At 69.1% G+C, this 15,439-nt stretch carries 15 protein-coding genes; 12 read left to right on the forward strand and 3 right to left on the reverse strand.

Annotation, left to right across the window (positions count from 1 at the left end):
• The first annotated feature begins 58 nt into the window (after positions 1-58).
• On the forward strand, positions 59-1,375 hold the full coding sequence (mshC, locus tag ACQFZP_RS04985; RefSeq protein WP_211890498.1) for a cysteine--1-D-myo-inosityl 2-amino-2-deoxy-alpha-D-glucopyranoside ligase: 1,317 nt from the start codon (positions 59-61) through the stop codon (positions 1,373-1,375).
• 70 nt (positions 1,376-1,445) lie between these two features.
• Here mshC and ACQFZP_RS04990 read toward each other — a convergent pair whose 3' ends face one another.
• Entirely contained in the window at positions 1,446-2,570 is a 1,125-nt protein-coding gene (locus tag ACQFZP_RS04990; protein WP_307852738.1) for a proteasome assembly chaperone family protein, read from the reverse strand.
• Positions 2,571-2,656: 86 nt separating this feature from the next.
• Here ACQFZP_RS04990 and ACQFZP_RS04995 point away from each other — a divergent pair, with 86 nt between their 5' ends.
• From ACQFZP_RS04995 to lnt, 11 genes are all read left to right on the forward strand, one after another.
• Positions 2,657-3,397: an HAD family hydrolase gene (locus ACQFZP_RS04995; RefSeq protein ID WP_179556782.1), complete on the forward strand. Its 741-nt coding sequence runs from the start codon at positions 2,657-2,659 to the stop codon at positions 3,395-3,397.
• Entirely contained in the window at positions 3,394-4,449 is a 1,056-nt protein-coding gene (locus tag ACQFZP_RS05000; RefSeq protein ID WP_179556783.1) for a tRNA (adenine-N1)-methyltransferase, read from the forward strand. The genes ACQFZP_RS04995 and ACQFZP_RS05000 overlap by 4 nt, the downstream gene beginning before the upstream one ends.
• Entirely contained in the window at positions 4,446-5,441 is a 996-nt protein-coding gene (locus tag ACQFZP_RS05005; protein ID WP_104311884.1) for a hypothetical protein, read from the forward strand. Before ACQFZP_RS05000 ends, ACQFZP_RS05005 begins: the two co-directional genes overlap by 4 nt.
• A gap of 50 nt (positions 5,442-5,491) precedes the next feature.
• Complete coding sequence (locus ACQFZP_RS05010) at positions 5,492-6,409, forward strand: FKBP-type peptidyl-prolyl cis-trans isomerase (RefSeq protein ID WP_104311883.1); 918 nt, start codon at positions 5,492-5,494, stop codon at positions 6,407-6,409.
• 9 nt (positions 6,410-6,418) lie between these two features.
• Complete coding sequence (locus ACQFZP_RS05015; RefSeq protein ID WP_211890500.1) at positions 6,419-7,456, forward strand: helix-turn-helix transcriptional regulator; 1,038 nt, start codon at positions 6,419-6,421, stop codon at positions 7,454-7,456.
• Positions 7,453-8,424, forward strand: coding sequence for a helix-turn-helix transcriptional regulator (locus ACQFZP_RS05020; protein WP_211890501.1), 972 nt, complete (start codon positions 7,453-7,455; stop codon positions 8,422-8,424). The genes ACQFZP_RS05015 and ACQFZP_RS05020 overlap by 4 nt, the downstream gene beginning before the upstream one ends.
• A gap of 66 nt (positions 8,425-8,490) precedes the next feature.
• Positions 8,491-8,847 carry a hypothetical protein gene (locus ACQFZP_RS05025; RefSeq protein WP_179556787.1) on the forward strand — a complete coding sequence of 119 codons (357 nt, stop codon included), beginning with the start codon at positions 8,491-8,493 and terminating at the stop codon, positions 8,845-8,847.
• A gap of 4 nt (positions 8,848-8,851) precedes the next feature.
• The gene (gene tatA / locus ACQFZP_RS05030; protein WP_211890502.1) at positions 8,852-9,199 is read left to right on the forward strand and encodes a Sec-independent protein translocase subunit TatA; all 348 of its coding nucleotides are present in this window, start codon (positions 8,852-8,854) and stop codon (positions 9,197-9,199) included.
• A 1-nt stretch (position 9,200) separates the two neighbouring features.
• A complete protein-coding gene (gene tatC / locus ACQFZP_RS05035; RefSeq protein ID WP_258068107.1) occupies positions 9,201-10,061 on the forward strand; it encodes a twin-arginine translocase subunit TatC in 861 nt (286 codons plus the stop codon).
• Positions 10,058-12,508, forward strand: a complete 2,451-nt coding sequence (locus tag ACQFZP_RS05040; protein ID WP_179556789.1) for a DEAD/DEAH box helicase — start codon at positions 10,058-10,060, stop codon at positions 12,506-12,508. Before tatC ends, ACQFZP_RS05040 begins: the two co-directional genes overlap by 4 nt.
• Positions 12,505-14,049 (forward strand): apolipoprotein N-acyltransferase, encoded by a 1,545-nt coding sequence (lnt, locus tag ACQFZP_RS05045; RefSeq protein ID WP_211890503.1) that lies wholly within the window; start codon positions 12,505-12,507, stop codon positions 14,047-14,049. Before ACQFZP_RS05040 ends, lnt begins: the two co-directional genes overlap by 4 nt.
• A gap of 116 nt (positions 14,050-14,165) precedes the next feature.
• Here the strand turns inward: lnt and ACQFZP_RS05050 are convergent, their stop codons facing one another.
• Together ACQFZP_RS05050 and ACQFZP_RS05055 are read right to left on the reverse strand one after the other, a co-directional pair.
• Positions 14,166-14,534: an RNA polymerase-binding protein RbpA gene (locus tag ACQFZP_RS05050; RefSeq protein WP_104252867.1), complete on the reverse strand. Its 369-nt coding sequence runs from the start codon at positions 14,532-14,534 to the stop codon at positions 14,166-14,168.
• Between the two features lie 98 nt (positions 14,535-14,632).
• The gene (locus tag ACQFZP_RS05055) at positions 14,633-15,403 is read right to left on the reverse strand and encodes a glycerophosphodiester phosphodiesterase family protein (protein ID WP_211890504.1); all 771 of its coding nucleotides are present in this window, start codon (positions 15,401-15,403) and stop codon (positions 14,633-14,635) included.
• Positions 15,404-15,439: the final 36 nt, after the last annotated feature.

A 15,439-nucleotide genomic window follows, 5' to 3' on the forward strand; every position in this document is an offset into this window, starting at 1 on the left:
ACACGCTGACGCCCTCTCGCGGACCGGGCAAGGCTGGGGCGCGACATAGGATGTTCCGGTGCGAACCGTTCCCTCGTGGCCCATCCCTGCAGTCCCCTCGGTAGCCGGCAGCGGCGGTGGTGCGATCCGGGTCTTCGATTCCGCGAGTGGCCGCGTCCAGGACACGGTCACCCCAAACGAGATCGCAACGCTGTACGTGTGCGGGATCACGCCATACGACGCGACGCACCTGGGGCACGCGGCCACCTACGTCGCCTTCGACACCCTCGGACGAGCCTGGCGCGACGCGGGCCTCGAGGTCCGCTACGCGCAGAACATCACCGACGTGGACGACCCGCTGCTCGAGCGTGCGGCGAAGACGGGACGCGACTGGCAGGAGATCGCCGCGTCGCAGACCGATCTCTTCCGTTCCGACATGGCCGCGCTGCGTGTGCTCCCGCCGGACGCCTACGTGCGAGTGCAGGACAGCATCGGGGAGACGGGCGAGGCAATCGCCGCCCTCATCGGGGCGGGTCTCGCCTACCGAGTCGACGTCGCCTCGGACGCCGAGCCGGCGGCCACCACCCAGCTGGGCGATGTCTACTACGACGTCGCCGCAGCCGAGGCGGCAAGCGACTGGAACATGGGCGACGTCTCCGGGTACACGGCGGCGGAGATGGAAGCCGCCTTCCTCGAGTTCGGGGGAGACCCAGACCGGGCGGGCAAGCGCGGAGCCTTCGACCCGCTCCTGTGGCGCAGCGCGCGGGCGGGCGAACCCGCGTTCGAGAGCGCCGTCGGCCTCGGGCGCCCCGGCTGGCACATCGAATGCTCCGTCATCGCCACGCAGACGCTCGGCGCTCCGATCTCCGTGCAGGGCGGCGGGCGCGATCTCCGCTTCCCACACCACGAGCTGTCCGCGGCGCACGCCATGTCGCTGCTCTCGGTGGATTCGCACGGGACGCCGGCGGACTTCGCGCGCGCCTACACGCACGCCGGCCTCATCGCCTATGACGGCACGAAGATGTCGAAGTCGCTCGGCAACCTCGTGCTCGTCTCACGGCTCACCGCAGCTGGGGTCGCCCCCGGTGCGATCCGGCTCGCGCTGCTCTCACACCACTACCGAAGCGACTGGGAGTGGACCGACGAAGAGCTCGAGGGCTCGAGCGCCCGCCTGCAGGAGTGGCGCGAGCGCGCGGCTCGATCGTCTGACGACACGGTGGCACCCGAGCTCAATACCGTCGTCCAGCGGATGCGCGACGCCATCGCCGACGACCTCGACACCCCTCGCGTCGTCGCGATCATCGATGAGTGGGCGTCGATGCCCCCCGCCGCGGGAGACGCGGACATCGTCGCGCTCGTCGACGCCCTGCTCGGGCTGGACCTCACGAGCGACTAGCGGCGGCTGGATGCGCGCGCGGCGGACCGCCGGCGGCGCGCATCCACCGAGAGCGGACGTCGGTGGTCGGCTAGGCCTGACCCTCGTGGCCGTCGTCGGCGTCCTGGTCGCCAGCTCCGCCACCGCCATGCTCGGGATCTTCGTCAGGGCTCGTCTCGGTGCCCGACTCGGTGCCTTCGTCGTCGGCTGTGGTCCGTCGTTCGACGCCCATGGGGCGCTGCGGAGTCCCCGAGAGATCGGTGGGGAACGCCGCCGGGCCGGGTTGCGGCTTCTTGTCGGCCGCCTGCTCGAGGAAGCGCTCGAACTCCTGCGCGATGGCCTCGCCGGAGGCCTCAGGCGCCTCGACCATGTCGCGGGTGCGCTCGAGATAGCCGACGTACTGAGCGATCTCGTCGTCCTGGGCGGTCGCCTCCGTGACCTCGGACTCCCACTCGGCGGACTCGGTGACGAGGTCGCCGTGGGGGATCGAGACGTCGACGATCTCTGTCAGCCGGTCCACGAGCGCCAGAGTCGCCTTCGGCGAGGGGGAGTGGTGCGCGTAGTGCGGCACAGACGCCCAGAGCGAGAGCACGAGCATGCCCCGTGAGCGAGCCTCCTCGCCGATCGCCGAGAGCACGCCGGTCGGCCCCTCGTACTCGCTGCGGTCGATGTCGAGCTCATCGCGCACGACCGCGTCGTCGCTCGACATGAAGATCGTGATGGGCCGCGTGTGGGGCACGTCTGCCAGCAACGCGCCCACGAGCACGATGCGCGTGATGCCTTCGTGCTCGCACAGATCGACGACGTGCTTCGTGAAGCTGCGCCACCGCAGGGTGGGTTCCGGGCCGATGAGCACGAACACGTTCTCGCCGTTGTCCGAGCTCACCGAGAGACCTGCATCGGCGGCCAGCTCCGTGCTCTCGGCTGCGGGATCGGCTTCGTCGGCCTCCCGCTGAGGAGTGCCGCTGAAGGACACGCTGGGCCATTGGATCTTCCGGACGCCCTCGGTTCCCGCGCGCATGACGGGTCGGTGGATGGAGTAGTCGAAGAACGACTCGTCATCGATGTCCTCGATGAGACGGTCCGCGCCGATGGCCTCCTGCAGTGCGCGGACGGCACTTGATGCCGCATCGCCCGCGTCGTTCCAGCCGAGCAGTGCGACGACAAGCAGTCGGCCCCGCGCGAATGGTGTGGTGGCCTCGCTGTGATCCGTCACCGTGCTCCTCGCCATGCTTGAAGTGTTGTCCCAGGATACGCGCCGGGCGTCGGTGGGCCGCCTGCCGCCCCGTAGACTGTCGCCCCGTGGCTCCTTCGAATCTTCCCGACGCCGTCCTCTGGGATATGGATGGCACCATCGTCGACACCGAGCAGTACTGGCAGACAGCCCAGCTGAACCTGCTCGCCGACCACGGGCTGCCTCCGCTCACCGAGGAGCAGGAACTCGGCATGGTCGGGTCGAGCATGGCAGACGCATCGGAGTTCTTCGCCCGCCTGGGCGTCGACCTCGCGCCCGGCGAGATCGTCGACCACATGAACTCGACCGTCATGGCGAGCATCCTCGCCGAGCTGGCCTGGCGGCCCGGCGCGCTCGACCTGCTCGGCGCTCTGCACGCGGCGGGGGTCCCGAACGCTCTGGTCACCAATTCGACGCGCGTCCTCGCAGACGCCGTCGTCTCGACCCTCGACACCCCTCTGTTCGCGATCGTCATCGCGGGCGACGAAGTCGAGAACGGCAAGCCGCACCCGGAGCCCTACCTGCGCGCCGCAGCGCAGCTCGGGGTCGCGCCCGAGCGCTGCGTCGCCGTCGAGGACTCCCGCCGCGGCCTCGAAGCCGCACGTGCCGCAGGATGCGCGACCATCGGCATCCCGCACGGACAGACACTCGAAGCACACCACGCGCACCTCGTCACGGCGACCCTCGAGGGCATAACGCCAGAGGCGCTCGGCGAGCTCGTCGAGCAGGTCGCTCGCGAGACGACGCAGCGCGAGAACGCACACACGGCAGCAGACGCCGCCCCCGCAGAAAGCGAAGCACAGCTATGACCGAGACCGACATCGGCGGACCCTTCCGCGCGGGCGACCGCGTGCAGCTGACCGGGCCCAAGGGGCGTGTCAGCACGCTCTACCTCGAACCGGGCAAGCGGTACTTCATGCACAAGGGCATGATCGACCACGACACCATCATCGGCGTCGACGAGGGCTCCGTGATCTCCGCGACGGACGGCGGCCAGTACCTGGCGCTGCGTCCGCTCCTCGAGGACATCGTCATGTCGATGCCGCGCGGGGCCGCGATCATCTACCCGAAGGATGCGGCCGCCATCCTGGCGAAGGCGGACATCCGGCCGGGGGCGCGCGTCATCGAGGCCGGAGTCGGCTCCGGCGCACTCTCGCTCTGGATCCTCCGCATGCTCGGCGGCACCGGATCGCTCACCTCCTTCGAGCGCCGCGAGGAGTTCGCCCAGGTTGCCGAGGGCAACGTCGTGAGCGTGATGGGGGAGAAGCCGGACAACTGGAACCTCGTGCTCGGCGACCTCGCCGAGGCGCTTCCGGAACAGCACGCGGACGGGACGGCGGACCGAGCCGTGCTCGACATGCTCGCGCCCTGGGAGTGCCTCGACGTCGTCGCCGACGCGCTCAAGCCGGGTGGGGTGCTGCTCTGCTACGTCGCGACCGTGACGCAACTGTCGCGCGTCGCCGAGGCGATCCGAGCGACAGGCCTGTTCACCGACCCCAGCGCCGACGAGACCATGGTGCGAGGCTGGCACGTCGAAGGCCTCGCGGTGCGTCCCGACCACCGGATGATCGCGCACACTGGCTTCCTTCTGACGGCCCGCCGCCTCGCCGACGGGGCGGTCCTGCCCAATCTCAAGCGCCGCGCCTCCAAGTCCGACTTCAGCGACGAGGATGTGGAGATCTGGACGCCGGGCTCGCTCGGCGACCGTCAGGTGAGCGACAAGGTGCTCCGCAAGCGTGCTCGGCTGGCCCAGCGCGGCGCGGCGATCACCGCGGAGAAGGGGCGCGATCAGACCCCAGACGTGGTGGAGGCAACGGATGCTCCCGCCATCAGCACGGAGACTGAGGGAGAGAGCGAATGATGCGCACACGTACCCGACTGGCGGGGGCTGCCCTGACGGCCGCCGCTGTCGCCGTCGCACTGACCGGCTGCGTGACGTGGCCGGAGAGCGAGCTCGACGCGGACGCCTGCGAGCTGCCTGGCGTCGATGGCGCCGCGTCGTCGAGCGTGTCGGCGGACGGCGCGTTCGGCGAGCTGAGCGGAGCGGCGCTCACGCATCCGCTCTCCGTGACGTCGCTGGAGACGACCCGCGATGGAACGGGAACCGGCGACCCGGTGACGTCCTCCGGCGTGGTGCGAGCCAACTTCGAGCTGCTCGACGGCGCCGACGGGGAGGTGCTGGTTCCCTACAGCCCCACCGTCGCGAACGAGACCGGCGGCGCAGCCGCCACGAGCGTCGCGACGATCGCGAACACCTTCCCTGGTCTGGCGGAGGCGATCGAGTGCTCGCAGACGGGTGAGCGCGTCGTCGCCGTCATGCCCGCGAGCGTCCTCTTCGGCGAAGCGGCCACGTCTGTCGGCGTCGACCCTGCCATGACTATCGTCGCCATCGCCGACGTGCTCGACGTCTACCCATCGAGCGCCGGCGGGCGGATCGCGGCCCCAGCGGATGGCATCCCTGCCGTCGTCACCGCCCCCAACGGCACCCCAGGCGTCACGATGCCAGCGCAGGACCCGCCAGCCGCCCCCAAGCGGCACGTCCGCATCGAAGGGTACGGCTCCCCGGTCGCCGAGGGACAGCTCGTCACGATGCAGCTGTCGGCGTTCGATTGGACGACCGGCGAGCAGGTCGCATCGACCTGGACTCCAGGCAACAACGTCCTGCAGCTCACGACCGCGGCCACCGATGGCCTCTTCGGGCTGAGCGAGGAGATCGTCGGCACCCCCGTCGGCTCGCAGCTCGTCGTGGTCCTCCCACCCGAGCGGCTCGCCTCCCAGCCTGGCCCGCTGAATGCCTCGGCCACGCAGGGACGCACCCTCGTCTTCGTGATCGACATCCTGGCCGCCGAATAGGCGTCCGCTCCACCCCCAGAAGCCTCTCCCACCCCACGCAAGGCGGATTCATGCAACGACGACTCCCCGCGATCGCCGCGGCCATCCTCCTCTCCCTCGGACTAGCCTCGTGTGCCGGCAGCTCGACGCCAGTAGCGAGCGGCGACGCGCTCAACGGCATCGAGGTCACCGGCGAGTACGGTGCCGCGCCTGCCGTCACCATCGGCGAGGTCTCCGGACTCGGCGACGAGATGGAGCGCCGCATCGAGGTGGAGGGCGACGGCGAGGAGATGACGCTCGATTCGACGGTCACCGCCAACCTCACGGTCTACGACGTCGGCACGCAGGCCGAGCAGAGCCCCTATGGGCCTCTCGGCCAGGTGCTCGACCTCAGCGATGAGGGCATCCCGGGGTATCTCAGCGGCCTGTTCGACGGCGTGGCCTCTGGCTCGCGCGTCGTCGCGCTCATCCCGTCGGCGCTGCTCCTCGAGGGGACTGCGAACGCGGGCGCGACCGACACGCCCCCGGCGCTTGTCGTCGCCGACGTGATCGAGATCCCGGAGACACGGGCGACCGGTTCCGAGCAGACGCCCACGCAGGAGCTCGTCACCGTGACCGACGCCGCCGAGGGGGCCCCGCAGATCACGATCGCGGAGGGCGCTGCGGCACCCGACGAGCTCGTCCTCGACACGCGCAAGCTGGGAACCGGTGCTGTCGTCGCCGACGGCAGCACCGTCGTCGTGCAGTACACGGGGGTCCTCTTCGCGAACGGCGAGAAGTTCGACAGCTCCTGGGACCGCGGGGAGCCAGCCCAGTTCTCGACCACGGGGGTCGTCGACGGCTTCGCGCAGGCGCTCGTGGGCCAGACGGTCGGATCCCAGGTCATCGCGGTGATCCCACCCGCGCTCGGGTACGGCGACCAGGCGAGCGATACGATTCCTGCCGGCTCGACGCTTGTCTTCGTCGTCGACATCCTCGGCACGATCTAAAGTCGAGGCGTGACGCACGAGCGAACAGACCGAGCGAAGGCCCCCGCGGCTGCGGAGCGCCAGTTCTCGCTCATCCTCGCGCTCCTGACCACGGAGCGCGGACTGACGAAGAGCGACGTCTTCCAGACCGTCCACGGCTACGCGGACGACAGCCGCGACAGCACTTCACCCGCGGCTGCGGCGGCGCGCGAGAAGCGATTCGAGCGCGACAAGGCCGAGTTGCGTGACCTGGGAGTCCCTGTCGAAGTCATCGACGACCCGTCGGCGCCCGGCAACAACCAGCTGGTCCGCTACCGCGTGCCCCGAGGCGGCTTCGCCATGCCTGCCGGCCTCGAATTCGACGCAGACGAGACCTCCCTGCTCAGCCTGGCGGCGCAGGTGTGGCGCGAGGGGTCGGTCTCGCAGGAGTCGAGGCGGGGCCTCATGAAGCTGAAGGCGCTTGGCGCCCAGACGCACGAGGACCTCATCGGAGTGGCACCTCGCCTGCGTGCCCGGGACGCGGCCTTCGAACCCCTCTCCACGGCCATCGAGCAGGGGCTGACCGTTTCCTTCTCCTACTCGAAGCCCGGGGACGACGGGGCCAGCATCCGCCGCGTCGAACCGCTCGCGCTTGTCTTCGCCGACGGCAACTGGCTCCTCGTCTCCTATGACCTGGACCGCTCATCCGAGCGCATGTTCCTGCTGTCCCGCATCGTGTCCGCACCGCGGCCGGCCGGGAACGCGGACGCGTCGCGGTACCCGGGGGTGAGCGCGGAGCAGCACGCGGCGAGAGCGCTCGAGGACCTGGCCGAGCTCGCTGGCAGACAGCGGGCCAGGCTCGAGGTGCGCGCTGGTTCCGACGCCGAGGTCCGCCTGCGCGGTGACGCGCGAGCGACGTCAGGGCCCTGGCTCGAGGTCGAGCTCGGCTACACCGACCTGAGCCTGCTCGCAGACCGACTTGCGTCCTTCGGTCCAGAAGTCAGAGTCGTCTCGCCACCCGAGCTCAGACGCCTCGTCGCCTCGAGGCTGGCCTCGGTCGTGTCGGCTCACGCCGGAGCGTCCTCGTGAGCACCTTCGTCTCGGCCGACCGCCTCGCGCTCCTCGTCTCGTTGGTCCCGTACCTCCGCCAGCAGAACGAAGCGGTGCCCGTCGAGACGGCCGCAGCCCACTTCGGCGTGACGCCGAAGCAGGTGAGGGACGCCGTGAGGCTCATCGCCGTCTCCGGGACCCCGGGAGACGCGGGCGTCTACAGCCACCTCGACCTGTTCGACATCAACTGGGATGCGTTCGAGCTGCAGGACCTCATCGAGGTGACCCACTTCGTCGCGCTCGAGGAGGCGCCTCGCATGTCGAACCGCGAAGCCGCGGCGGTCATCGCGGGACTCGGCTACCTCAGAAGCCTGCCTCGCCTCGTCGATGAGTCCCGTATCGACGAGCTGCTCGGCAAGCTCGGCCCCAGCGGGGCGACGCCCCACTTCGCCTTCGGGACGACGGGGGAGCATCCGGCAGCCAGGGACGCCGTGGCCGCCGCCATCGCGACGAACAGACGGCTCCGCTTCCGATACCGCAGGGAAGATGGGGTCGAGAGCGTGCGTCACGTGGACGCGTTCACGCTCGAGACGCTCGGCGGCGACCTGTTCCTGCACGGCTGGTGCCTGGAGCGAGACGCAGAGCGGGTCTTCCGGCTCGACCGCATGCGGGATGCCGTGGTCACCGACGTGCGGGCCCCCGCGCGTGCGGAGGCCAAGCGGGGGCGACCGATCTTCGCACCGAGCGACGACCACATGCTCGTGACGCTCGAGGTCGGCACCGCCGTCCTGCCCCTCATCCGCGACTACCTCCCGCCGGGCGCCCCGGTTCCGCAGACGGATGCGCGAGGTCGGGCCGTCGTCGACGTGCGCATCGCCTCCATGCAGCACCTGGCACGCCTCGTCGCCGGGAACGCTGGCCAGATGCGCGTGCTCTCACCAAACTCCGCGCGAGCCGCCGTCCTGCAATGGGCCGCCGACGCGCTCCGCGCTCAGCAGGAAGATTGAATCTGAAAGCGAGTCCGGGCCGGTGGCCTGGCGATTCACCTCAGAGCAGGTATCGTTGGAGTCACTATGCCGTGGTGGAGTTGGGTTCTCATCTGGGTGGGCCTCGTGCTCGTCCTGCTCGCAGTGCTCGGCGCGCTCGGCTACTGGCTCTTCAGGAAGGTCGTCCTCCTGCAGGGCGAACTGGCGAAGTTCGAGGTACTCCTCGAGGCGTTCGAGCAGCGTGCGCAGACTCTCGTCTCGTTCGCGCCGGCCCGGAGCAATGCGATCGTCCGCGGGCTCCGCGAGGTCCAAGTCGAGCGAGGCGAGCTGAACGACGTGCGCGACGAAACCAAGGAGCAGCGACGCGAGCAGCGCCTGGAGCGCGCCCGTGACCTGACGACCGCAGACCCGTTTCAATACGAACACCTTGTGAAAGGCAACTGACACCATGCCGAATCTGACTGGCCCACACCTCATCATCATCCTGGTGATCATCCTGCTGCTCTTCGGTGCTCCGAAGCTTCCCGGCCTCGCGAAGAGCATCGGACAGTCGATGCGCATCTTCCGCGGCGAGGTCAAGAACATGAAGAAGGACGACGAGGTCGACGTCCCGCCGGCCACCGACGTCTACTCGCAGCCGGCCGCTTCGACCACGCCGGCAGCTCCGCAGGCACCGGCGGCACCCCAGGCCCCGGTGACGCCTCCAGCGCAGAACTCGGGACCGGCCGCACCGGCGCCCGAGGCACCCGCCGCGCCCAGCACGGACGCCAGGGGCAACACGGGCACCTCCAACTGACGTGACCGTTCAACCCGAGGGGGCTCCGCTGGCGGTCGAGCCGACGAAGTCGAAAGCGAAGAAGAGCCGGAAGCGCGACCCTGACGGGCGCATGCGCCTCGCGGAGCACCTCATCGAGTTCCGCAACCGCCTCATCATCTCGGCGATCGGCATCGTCATCGGAATGGTGGGCGGCTTCCTGCTCACCGACTGGGTGTTCAACGTGATGGCCGACCCCATCCGTGAGATCGCCGAGGCCCGAAACCGCAACGCGGACCTCAACTTCGAGGGCATCACCAGCGCGTTCGATCTCCGCCTGCAGATCTCGCTCACGCTCGGCATCATCATCTCGGCCCCGGTCTGGCTCTACCAGATCTGGATGTTCATCGTCCCAGGGCTGAAGAAGAACGAGCGCTGGTACGCGCTCGGCTTCGTGGGAACCGCGATCCCGCTGTTCCTCGCCGGGGTCTGGGTGGCCTGGATGCTGATGCCCCGCATCGTCGAGGTGATGCTGAGCTTCGCGCCCGCGGAGAGCGCCAACTTCATCAACGCGGCCAACTACTACAAGCTGATCATGACGCTCTGCCTGGCCGTCGGCATCGCCTTCATCCTCCCCGTGATCCTCGTCATGCTGAACTTCGCTGGCATCATCACCGGAGAGGCCATCCTGAAGGGGTGGAGGGTCGCCGTGCTCCTCGTCGCCCTGTTCGCCGGCATGGCGACGCCCTCGGCGGACGTGCTGTCCATGTTCTTCCTCATGGCGCCCATGCTCGCGCTGTACTTCCTCGCCGTCGGCATCGCGATCATCAACGACAAGCGACGAGCCAGGAAGCACAAGAAGTTCGAGGCCGACCTCGCGGCAGCCGAAGCGTCCGCTACATGACCCCGAGCCCGTCCGAGCGCTTCGCCGCGAGCAGGGCGCGCGCCAAGCTGCAGCAGTTCGAGCTGTTCAGGCGCGAGCTGAGCTTCGACCTCGACGAGTTCCAGATCGCATCCTGCGCGAGCGTCGAGGCCGGCAGGAGCGTCCTCGTGGCGGCACCGACAGGGGCAGGCAAGACGGTCGTGGCCGAGTTCGGCGTGTTCCTCGCGATGCGACAGCCGAACGCCAAGATCTTCTACACGGCCCCCATCAAGGCGCTGAGCAATCAGAAGTTCAGTGAGTTCGTCCGTCGCTACGGCGAGAGCGAAGTCGGACTGCTGACGGGCGACGTCAACATCAACCCGCGGGCCCGCATCGTCGTCATGACGACCGAGGTGCTCCGCAACATGCTCTACGCGGGCAGCGACCTGCTCGACGACCTCGCCTACGTCATCATGGATGAGGTCCACTACCTCGCCGATCGCTTCCGCGGGGCCGTCTGGGAAGAGGTCATCATCCACCTCCCCAGCGAGGTGCGTCTCATCTCGCTGTCGGCGACGGTCTCGAACGCGGAGGAGTTCGGCGACTGGCTGCAGACCGTCCGCGGTGACACCGACGTCATCGTCTCCGAGGAGCGGCCGACCCCGCTGTTCCAGCACGTGCTCGTCGGCCATCGCCTCTACGACCTCTTCGAGACTCGAGACGGCGACATCGCCGACCGAGTGAACCCCGACCTGGTGAGGGCAACCCAGGGCGGCGGTGGTCGACGCGAGGACGGCCGCGACCGCGACCGAGTCGGCAGACGCGGACGCGGGAGCAGCTGGAAGGAGCAGCGCTTCCAGGCGCCGCGCGCCGACCGTGCCGGGCTGACCAAGATGCTCGACGACGCGGACATGCTGCCCGCGATCAACTTCATCTTCAGCCGCAAGGGCTGCGACCAGGCCGTGTCGCAGGTGCTTCGCGCTGGCGTCTCGCTGACGACCAGGGAAGAGCGCGACGAGATCAGATGGATCGTCGAGGACCGCTGCCGCAACCTGCTCGACGAGGACCTCGGAGTGCTCGGCTACTACGAGTGGACGGAAGGTCTCGAGCGGGGCATCGCCGCACACCACGCCGGTCTCCTGCCCGCCTTCAAGGAAGTCGTCGAAGAGCTCTTCCAGAGGAAGCTCGTGAAGCTCGTCTTCGCCACCGAGACGCTCGCCCTCGGCATCAACATGCCTGCTCGGACGGTTGTCCTCGAGAAGCTCGAGAAGTTCAACGGCGAGTCACGCGTGCCGATCACCCCGGGGGAGTACACGCAGCTCACCGGCCGGGCAGGGCGTCGCGGCATCGATGTCGAAGGCCACGCCGTGGTGCAGTGGGTCGGGGGCATGCACCCGCAGGCCATCGCCTCGCTGGCTTCCCGTCGTTCGTACCCGATGAACTCGAGCTTCAAGCCCACCTACAACATGGCGGTCAACCTCATCGACCGCTTCGGTCGCGCTCGCACCCGCTCGGTGCTCGAGTCGTCGTTCGCCCAGTTCCAGGCGGACCGCGCCGTCGTCGACCTGGCCAAGCGCGTCCGGCAGCAGGAGGAGGCCCTCGCCGGCTACGAGGACGGCATGAAGTGCCACCTCGGCGACTTCTTCGAGTACTCGCGCATCCGACGTGAGCTGAACGATCTCGAGCGCAAGCGCATCCCGCACGACGAGGCGCACCAGCATGCGGCTCGCGAGCGGCGCCAGACGAAGCTCACCCAGCTGCAGACCGCGCTCAAGCGCCACCCGTGCCATGTCTGCCCCGACCGGGAGCAGCACGCGCGCTGGGGCGAGCGGTACTGGAAGCTGAAGCACGAGAACGACAAGTTCACCCGGCAGATCGAGTCGCGCACCGGTGCCGTCGCGCAGGTCTTCGACCGGATCACAGAGCTGCTGCTCGAGCTCGGCTACCTGGCCCCCGCCGAGAGCGGAGACAGGGACCTCGCGGTCACGGCGCACGGGCGCACGCTCGCGCGCATCTACGGCGAGCGCGACCTGCTCATCGCCGAGTGCCTGCGTCGGCAGGTCTGGAACGAGCTGAACCCGCAGCAGCTCGCCGCGATGGCCGCCGTGCTCGTCTACGAGCCGCGGCGAGAAGAGGAGAGCCTCGAGGAGTACCAGCTGCCGCGCGGCGCGTTCCGCGGGGCGATGCAGACGACGGAGAAGCACTGGCAGGCGTTGGATGAGCTGGCCGAGCGCTTCCGCGTGCCACGTTCGTCGAGGCTCGCGACGAACCTCGCGCCGGCCATCTTCCACTGGGCGCACGGCGCGGAGCTCGAGCGTGTGCTCGACGAGTCGAATCTCGCTGCCGGCGATTTCGTGCGCTGGTGCAAGCAGGTGCTCGACGTGCTCGACCAGATCGAGAAGGTCGCGGAGGGCAAGTTCGCGACCACTGCGCGCCAGGCCGCGAACAGCGTGCGCCGCGGGATCGTCGCGTACTCGGGGGTTGGGTGAGGTCGTTCTGGCTCTCGCTGCTCGCCGCCGTCGCCGGTGGACTGCTGCTGAGGGCCGCGTTCCCAGGACCGGCGCTGTGGCCCCTCGCCTTCGTCGGCACAGGCCTCGTGCTCTGCTCGCTCATGCACCGCTCCGCAGGCGGGGCGCTCCTCGTGGGCCTCGCATCCGGGCTCTCGTACTACTTCCCGCTCATCGCCTGGGCGTCGCTGTTCCTGGGCCCGGTGCCGTGGAGCGCCCTCAGCATCCTCTCGTCGCTGTTCTGGGCCGGGGGAGCGGTGCTCATCGCGCTCGCCTACCGGCGCGTCACGGCGCGATGGGAGACCGGCCCCAAGCGCCTGCTCCTCGTCCCAGCGGCCGTGGCGGGCCTGTGGACGCTGCGGGAGGGGATCTACTCTGCATGGCCGTACGGCGGCTTCGCGTGGGGTCGTGTTGCCCAGTCACAGTCGGCGAGCCCGTTCGCGGAGCTCGTCTCCTGGCTGGGTCTCTCCGGCATGGGCTTCGTCATGGTCTTCCTCGTCGCGCTGGTCCTCGAGCTCGGCCGCTCGCGCGCCCGCCCGCTCACCTGGGCGACCGCGGCCGCCGCCATCCTGGTCGTCACCGCCGTTCCCCTCTTTCCCACGAACACGATCGGCTCCGCCCGGATCGCGGCAGTGCAGGGTGACACCCCCGAGGCTGCTTACTTCGTCGAGGGTGACCCTGGCGATGTCTTCCTCGGCCACGTCAACGCGACGCGCACCATCCCAGACGACGCCGACGTCGACGTGATCCTGTGGCCAGAAGGCTCCATCGACCTCAACCCGGACGCTTCGCCCGGCGTGCGCCGCACGCTCGATCAGCTGAGCGACAGCTACGGCGCGCCCATCGTGGCCAACACGGTCACGGTGGAGCCGGGGGAGACCCAAGCCGATGACCGCTTCTTCAACTCGCAGTTCGTGTGGGATGCGGAGAGCGGATGGGGCGACCAGTACGACAAGAAGCACCCCATCCCATTCGGCGAGTACGTCCCGGACCGGGACTTCTGGTACTCGCTCGCTCCCGACCTCATCGGCATGATCGGCCGCGGATACTCGCCGGGGGAGCGCGACAGCATCCTCGAGATCGGCGACATCAAGGCCGGCACCTACATCTGCTACGACATCGTCGACGACGTGCTGATCAGGGACGCCGTCCTGGGAGGCGCGACGGTGCTCTTCGCGCCGAGCAACAATGCCGACTTCGGGAAGACCGACGAGCCGGCTCAGCAGCTCGCGTTCGCCCGTCTCAGGTCGATGGAGACGGGACGCTCGCTGGTGCAGGCGTCGACGGTGGGGATGAGCGCCATCTACTCACCGGAGGGGCGCACGCTCGCGGAGCTGCCCTGGTACGAGCCCGGCGTGATGATCGTCGACGTCCCGCTCGCCGATGGCATGACGCCCGCTGTCCTCTTCGGGCGCGGCATCGAGATCACGCTCGGGATGCTCGGGCTCGGCCTCCTCATCGGCGCCGGCAGCTCGAAGACCCAGCGGATGCGCGACTCGGCGACACGCATCCGGCTCCGGTAGCGGGCGCCCAGCCTCTGCGCCCAGACAGCACCACGGTCCAGCAACACGAAAGGGACGAAGCCACAGGCTTCGTCCCTTTCGACATTCATCGTCGCTCGCTGAGCGACCTCCGGGGGTCAGACGTCTTTCGCGCCCTTGGTTCCGCGCCGTGAGCGCAGGAACGCGAGTCGCTCCTGGAGGACCTCTTCGAGCTCCTCCCGAGTGCGACGCTCGAGCAGCATGTCCCAGTGAGTGCGCTGGTGCTTCTGCTCCGGCGCCTCGTAGGCGACCTGTTCGCCACCTTCATCCAGCAGACGACCCTCGTTGCCGCTCTTCGGCGACGCCCAGACCTCGGGCACCTCCGCTTCGGCGGCAAAGGTGACGGCGAAGCGCTCACCCAGTGTCGTCTCGTACGTTCGCACCTGGCGGTCGACAAGGACAACGCCCTCGTCACTCTGCAGGCTCTGTGCGCCGAGCCGCATTCCGCGCAGACTTCGATCAGCCATGCTGACCTCCTCTCCTCGTCAGTGCGGTTCTACTACTACCGGTCAAACGTGCGATTGTGCCGAGGTATTCCCGCGCGTTCCAGCTTTTCCTCGAAAACTCATAGATTTAGGCGGCGTCGCACAACCTCGGCGGCCAGGTCAGCGCGGTCCGTGACAAGGCCATCCACGCCGCGCTCGAGGAGGCCGCGCATCCTGGCCGGGTCGTTGATCGTCCAGACGTGCACCTCGGGCACGTGCCGGTGGAACCCACGCAGCCTGGCGGGGGAGAGCAGATCGAGACCTGCGGCACGCTCCGGGATCTGCACCGCGGAAGCGCCCCGGAGTGCCCGGTGGAGCAGTCGGCCAGAACGCACGGACATGGCGATGAGCGCCGCCGCGATGCCCGGGCTCGCCACGCCACGAGCCGCTTCGGGCAGCAGGGCGGCCGTGCGCCGCAGCCGAAGGGCGGAGAAGGAGGTGATGAGCACTCTGGACGACGCGTCTGCTCGCCGGACAGCCTCGGCCACGGCCTCCACCGCGTCCGCCGACTTGACGTCGACGTTGAATCGCGCGGCGGGGAACTCCTCGAGGGCCTCCTCGAGCAACAGCAGCCTGGCACCCGGCGTCGGCCCCGCCGACGTGAGCCCGGCCAGCACGGATGCGGGGGAGCCAGCGACCGGCCGGTCGCTGCCGTCGTAGCCCTCGAGCGTCTCGTCGTGCCACAGCACGGCACGGCCGTCTGCGGATGCCCGTGCGTCCGTCTCGATGTGGGTCGCCCCGACGTCGAGCGCGGCGCGGAACGCCTCCATCGTGTTCTCCGTCGCCAGCAGGGCGAGGCCTCGGTGGGCGAGGATGCGCGGTCCAGCGCCGTCCAGGTACGGGTGCTGCATGCGTCCAACGCTAGTGCGCGGGGGCGACGCCGCGCC

The organism is Pseudoclavibacter sp. Marseille-Q434 (assembly GCF_050315415.1).
In the GTDB taxonomy this organism is placed as follows: domain Bacteria; phylum Actinomycetota; class Actinomycetes; order Actinomycetales; family Microbacteriaceae; genus Pseudoclavibacter.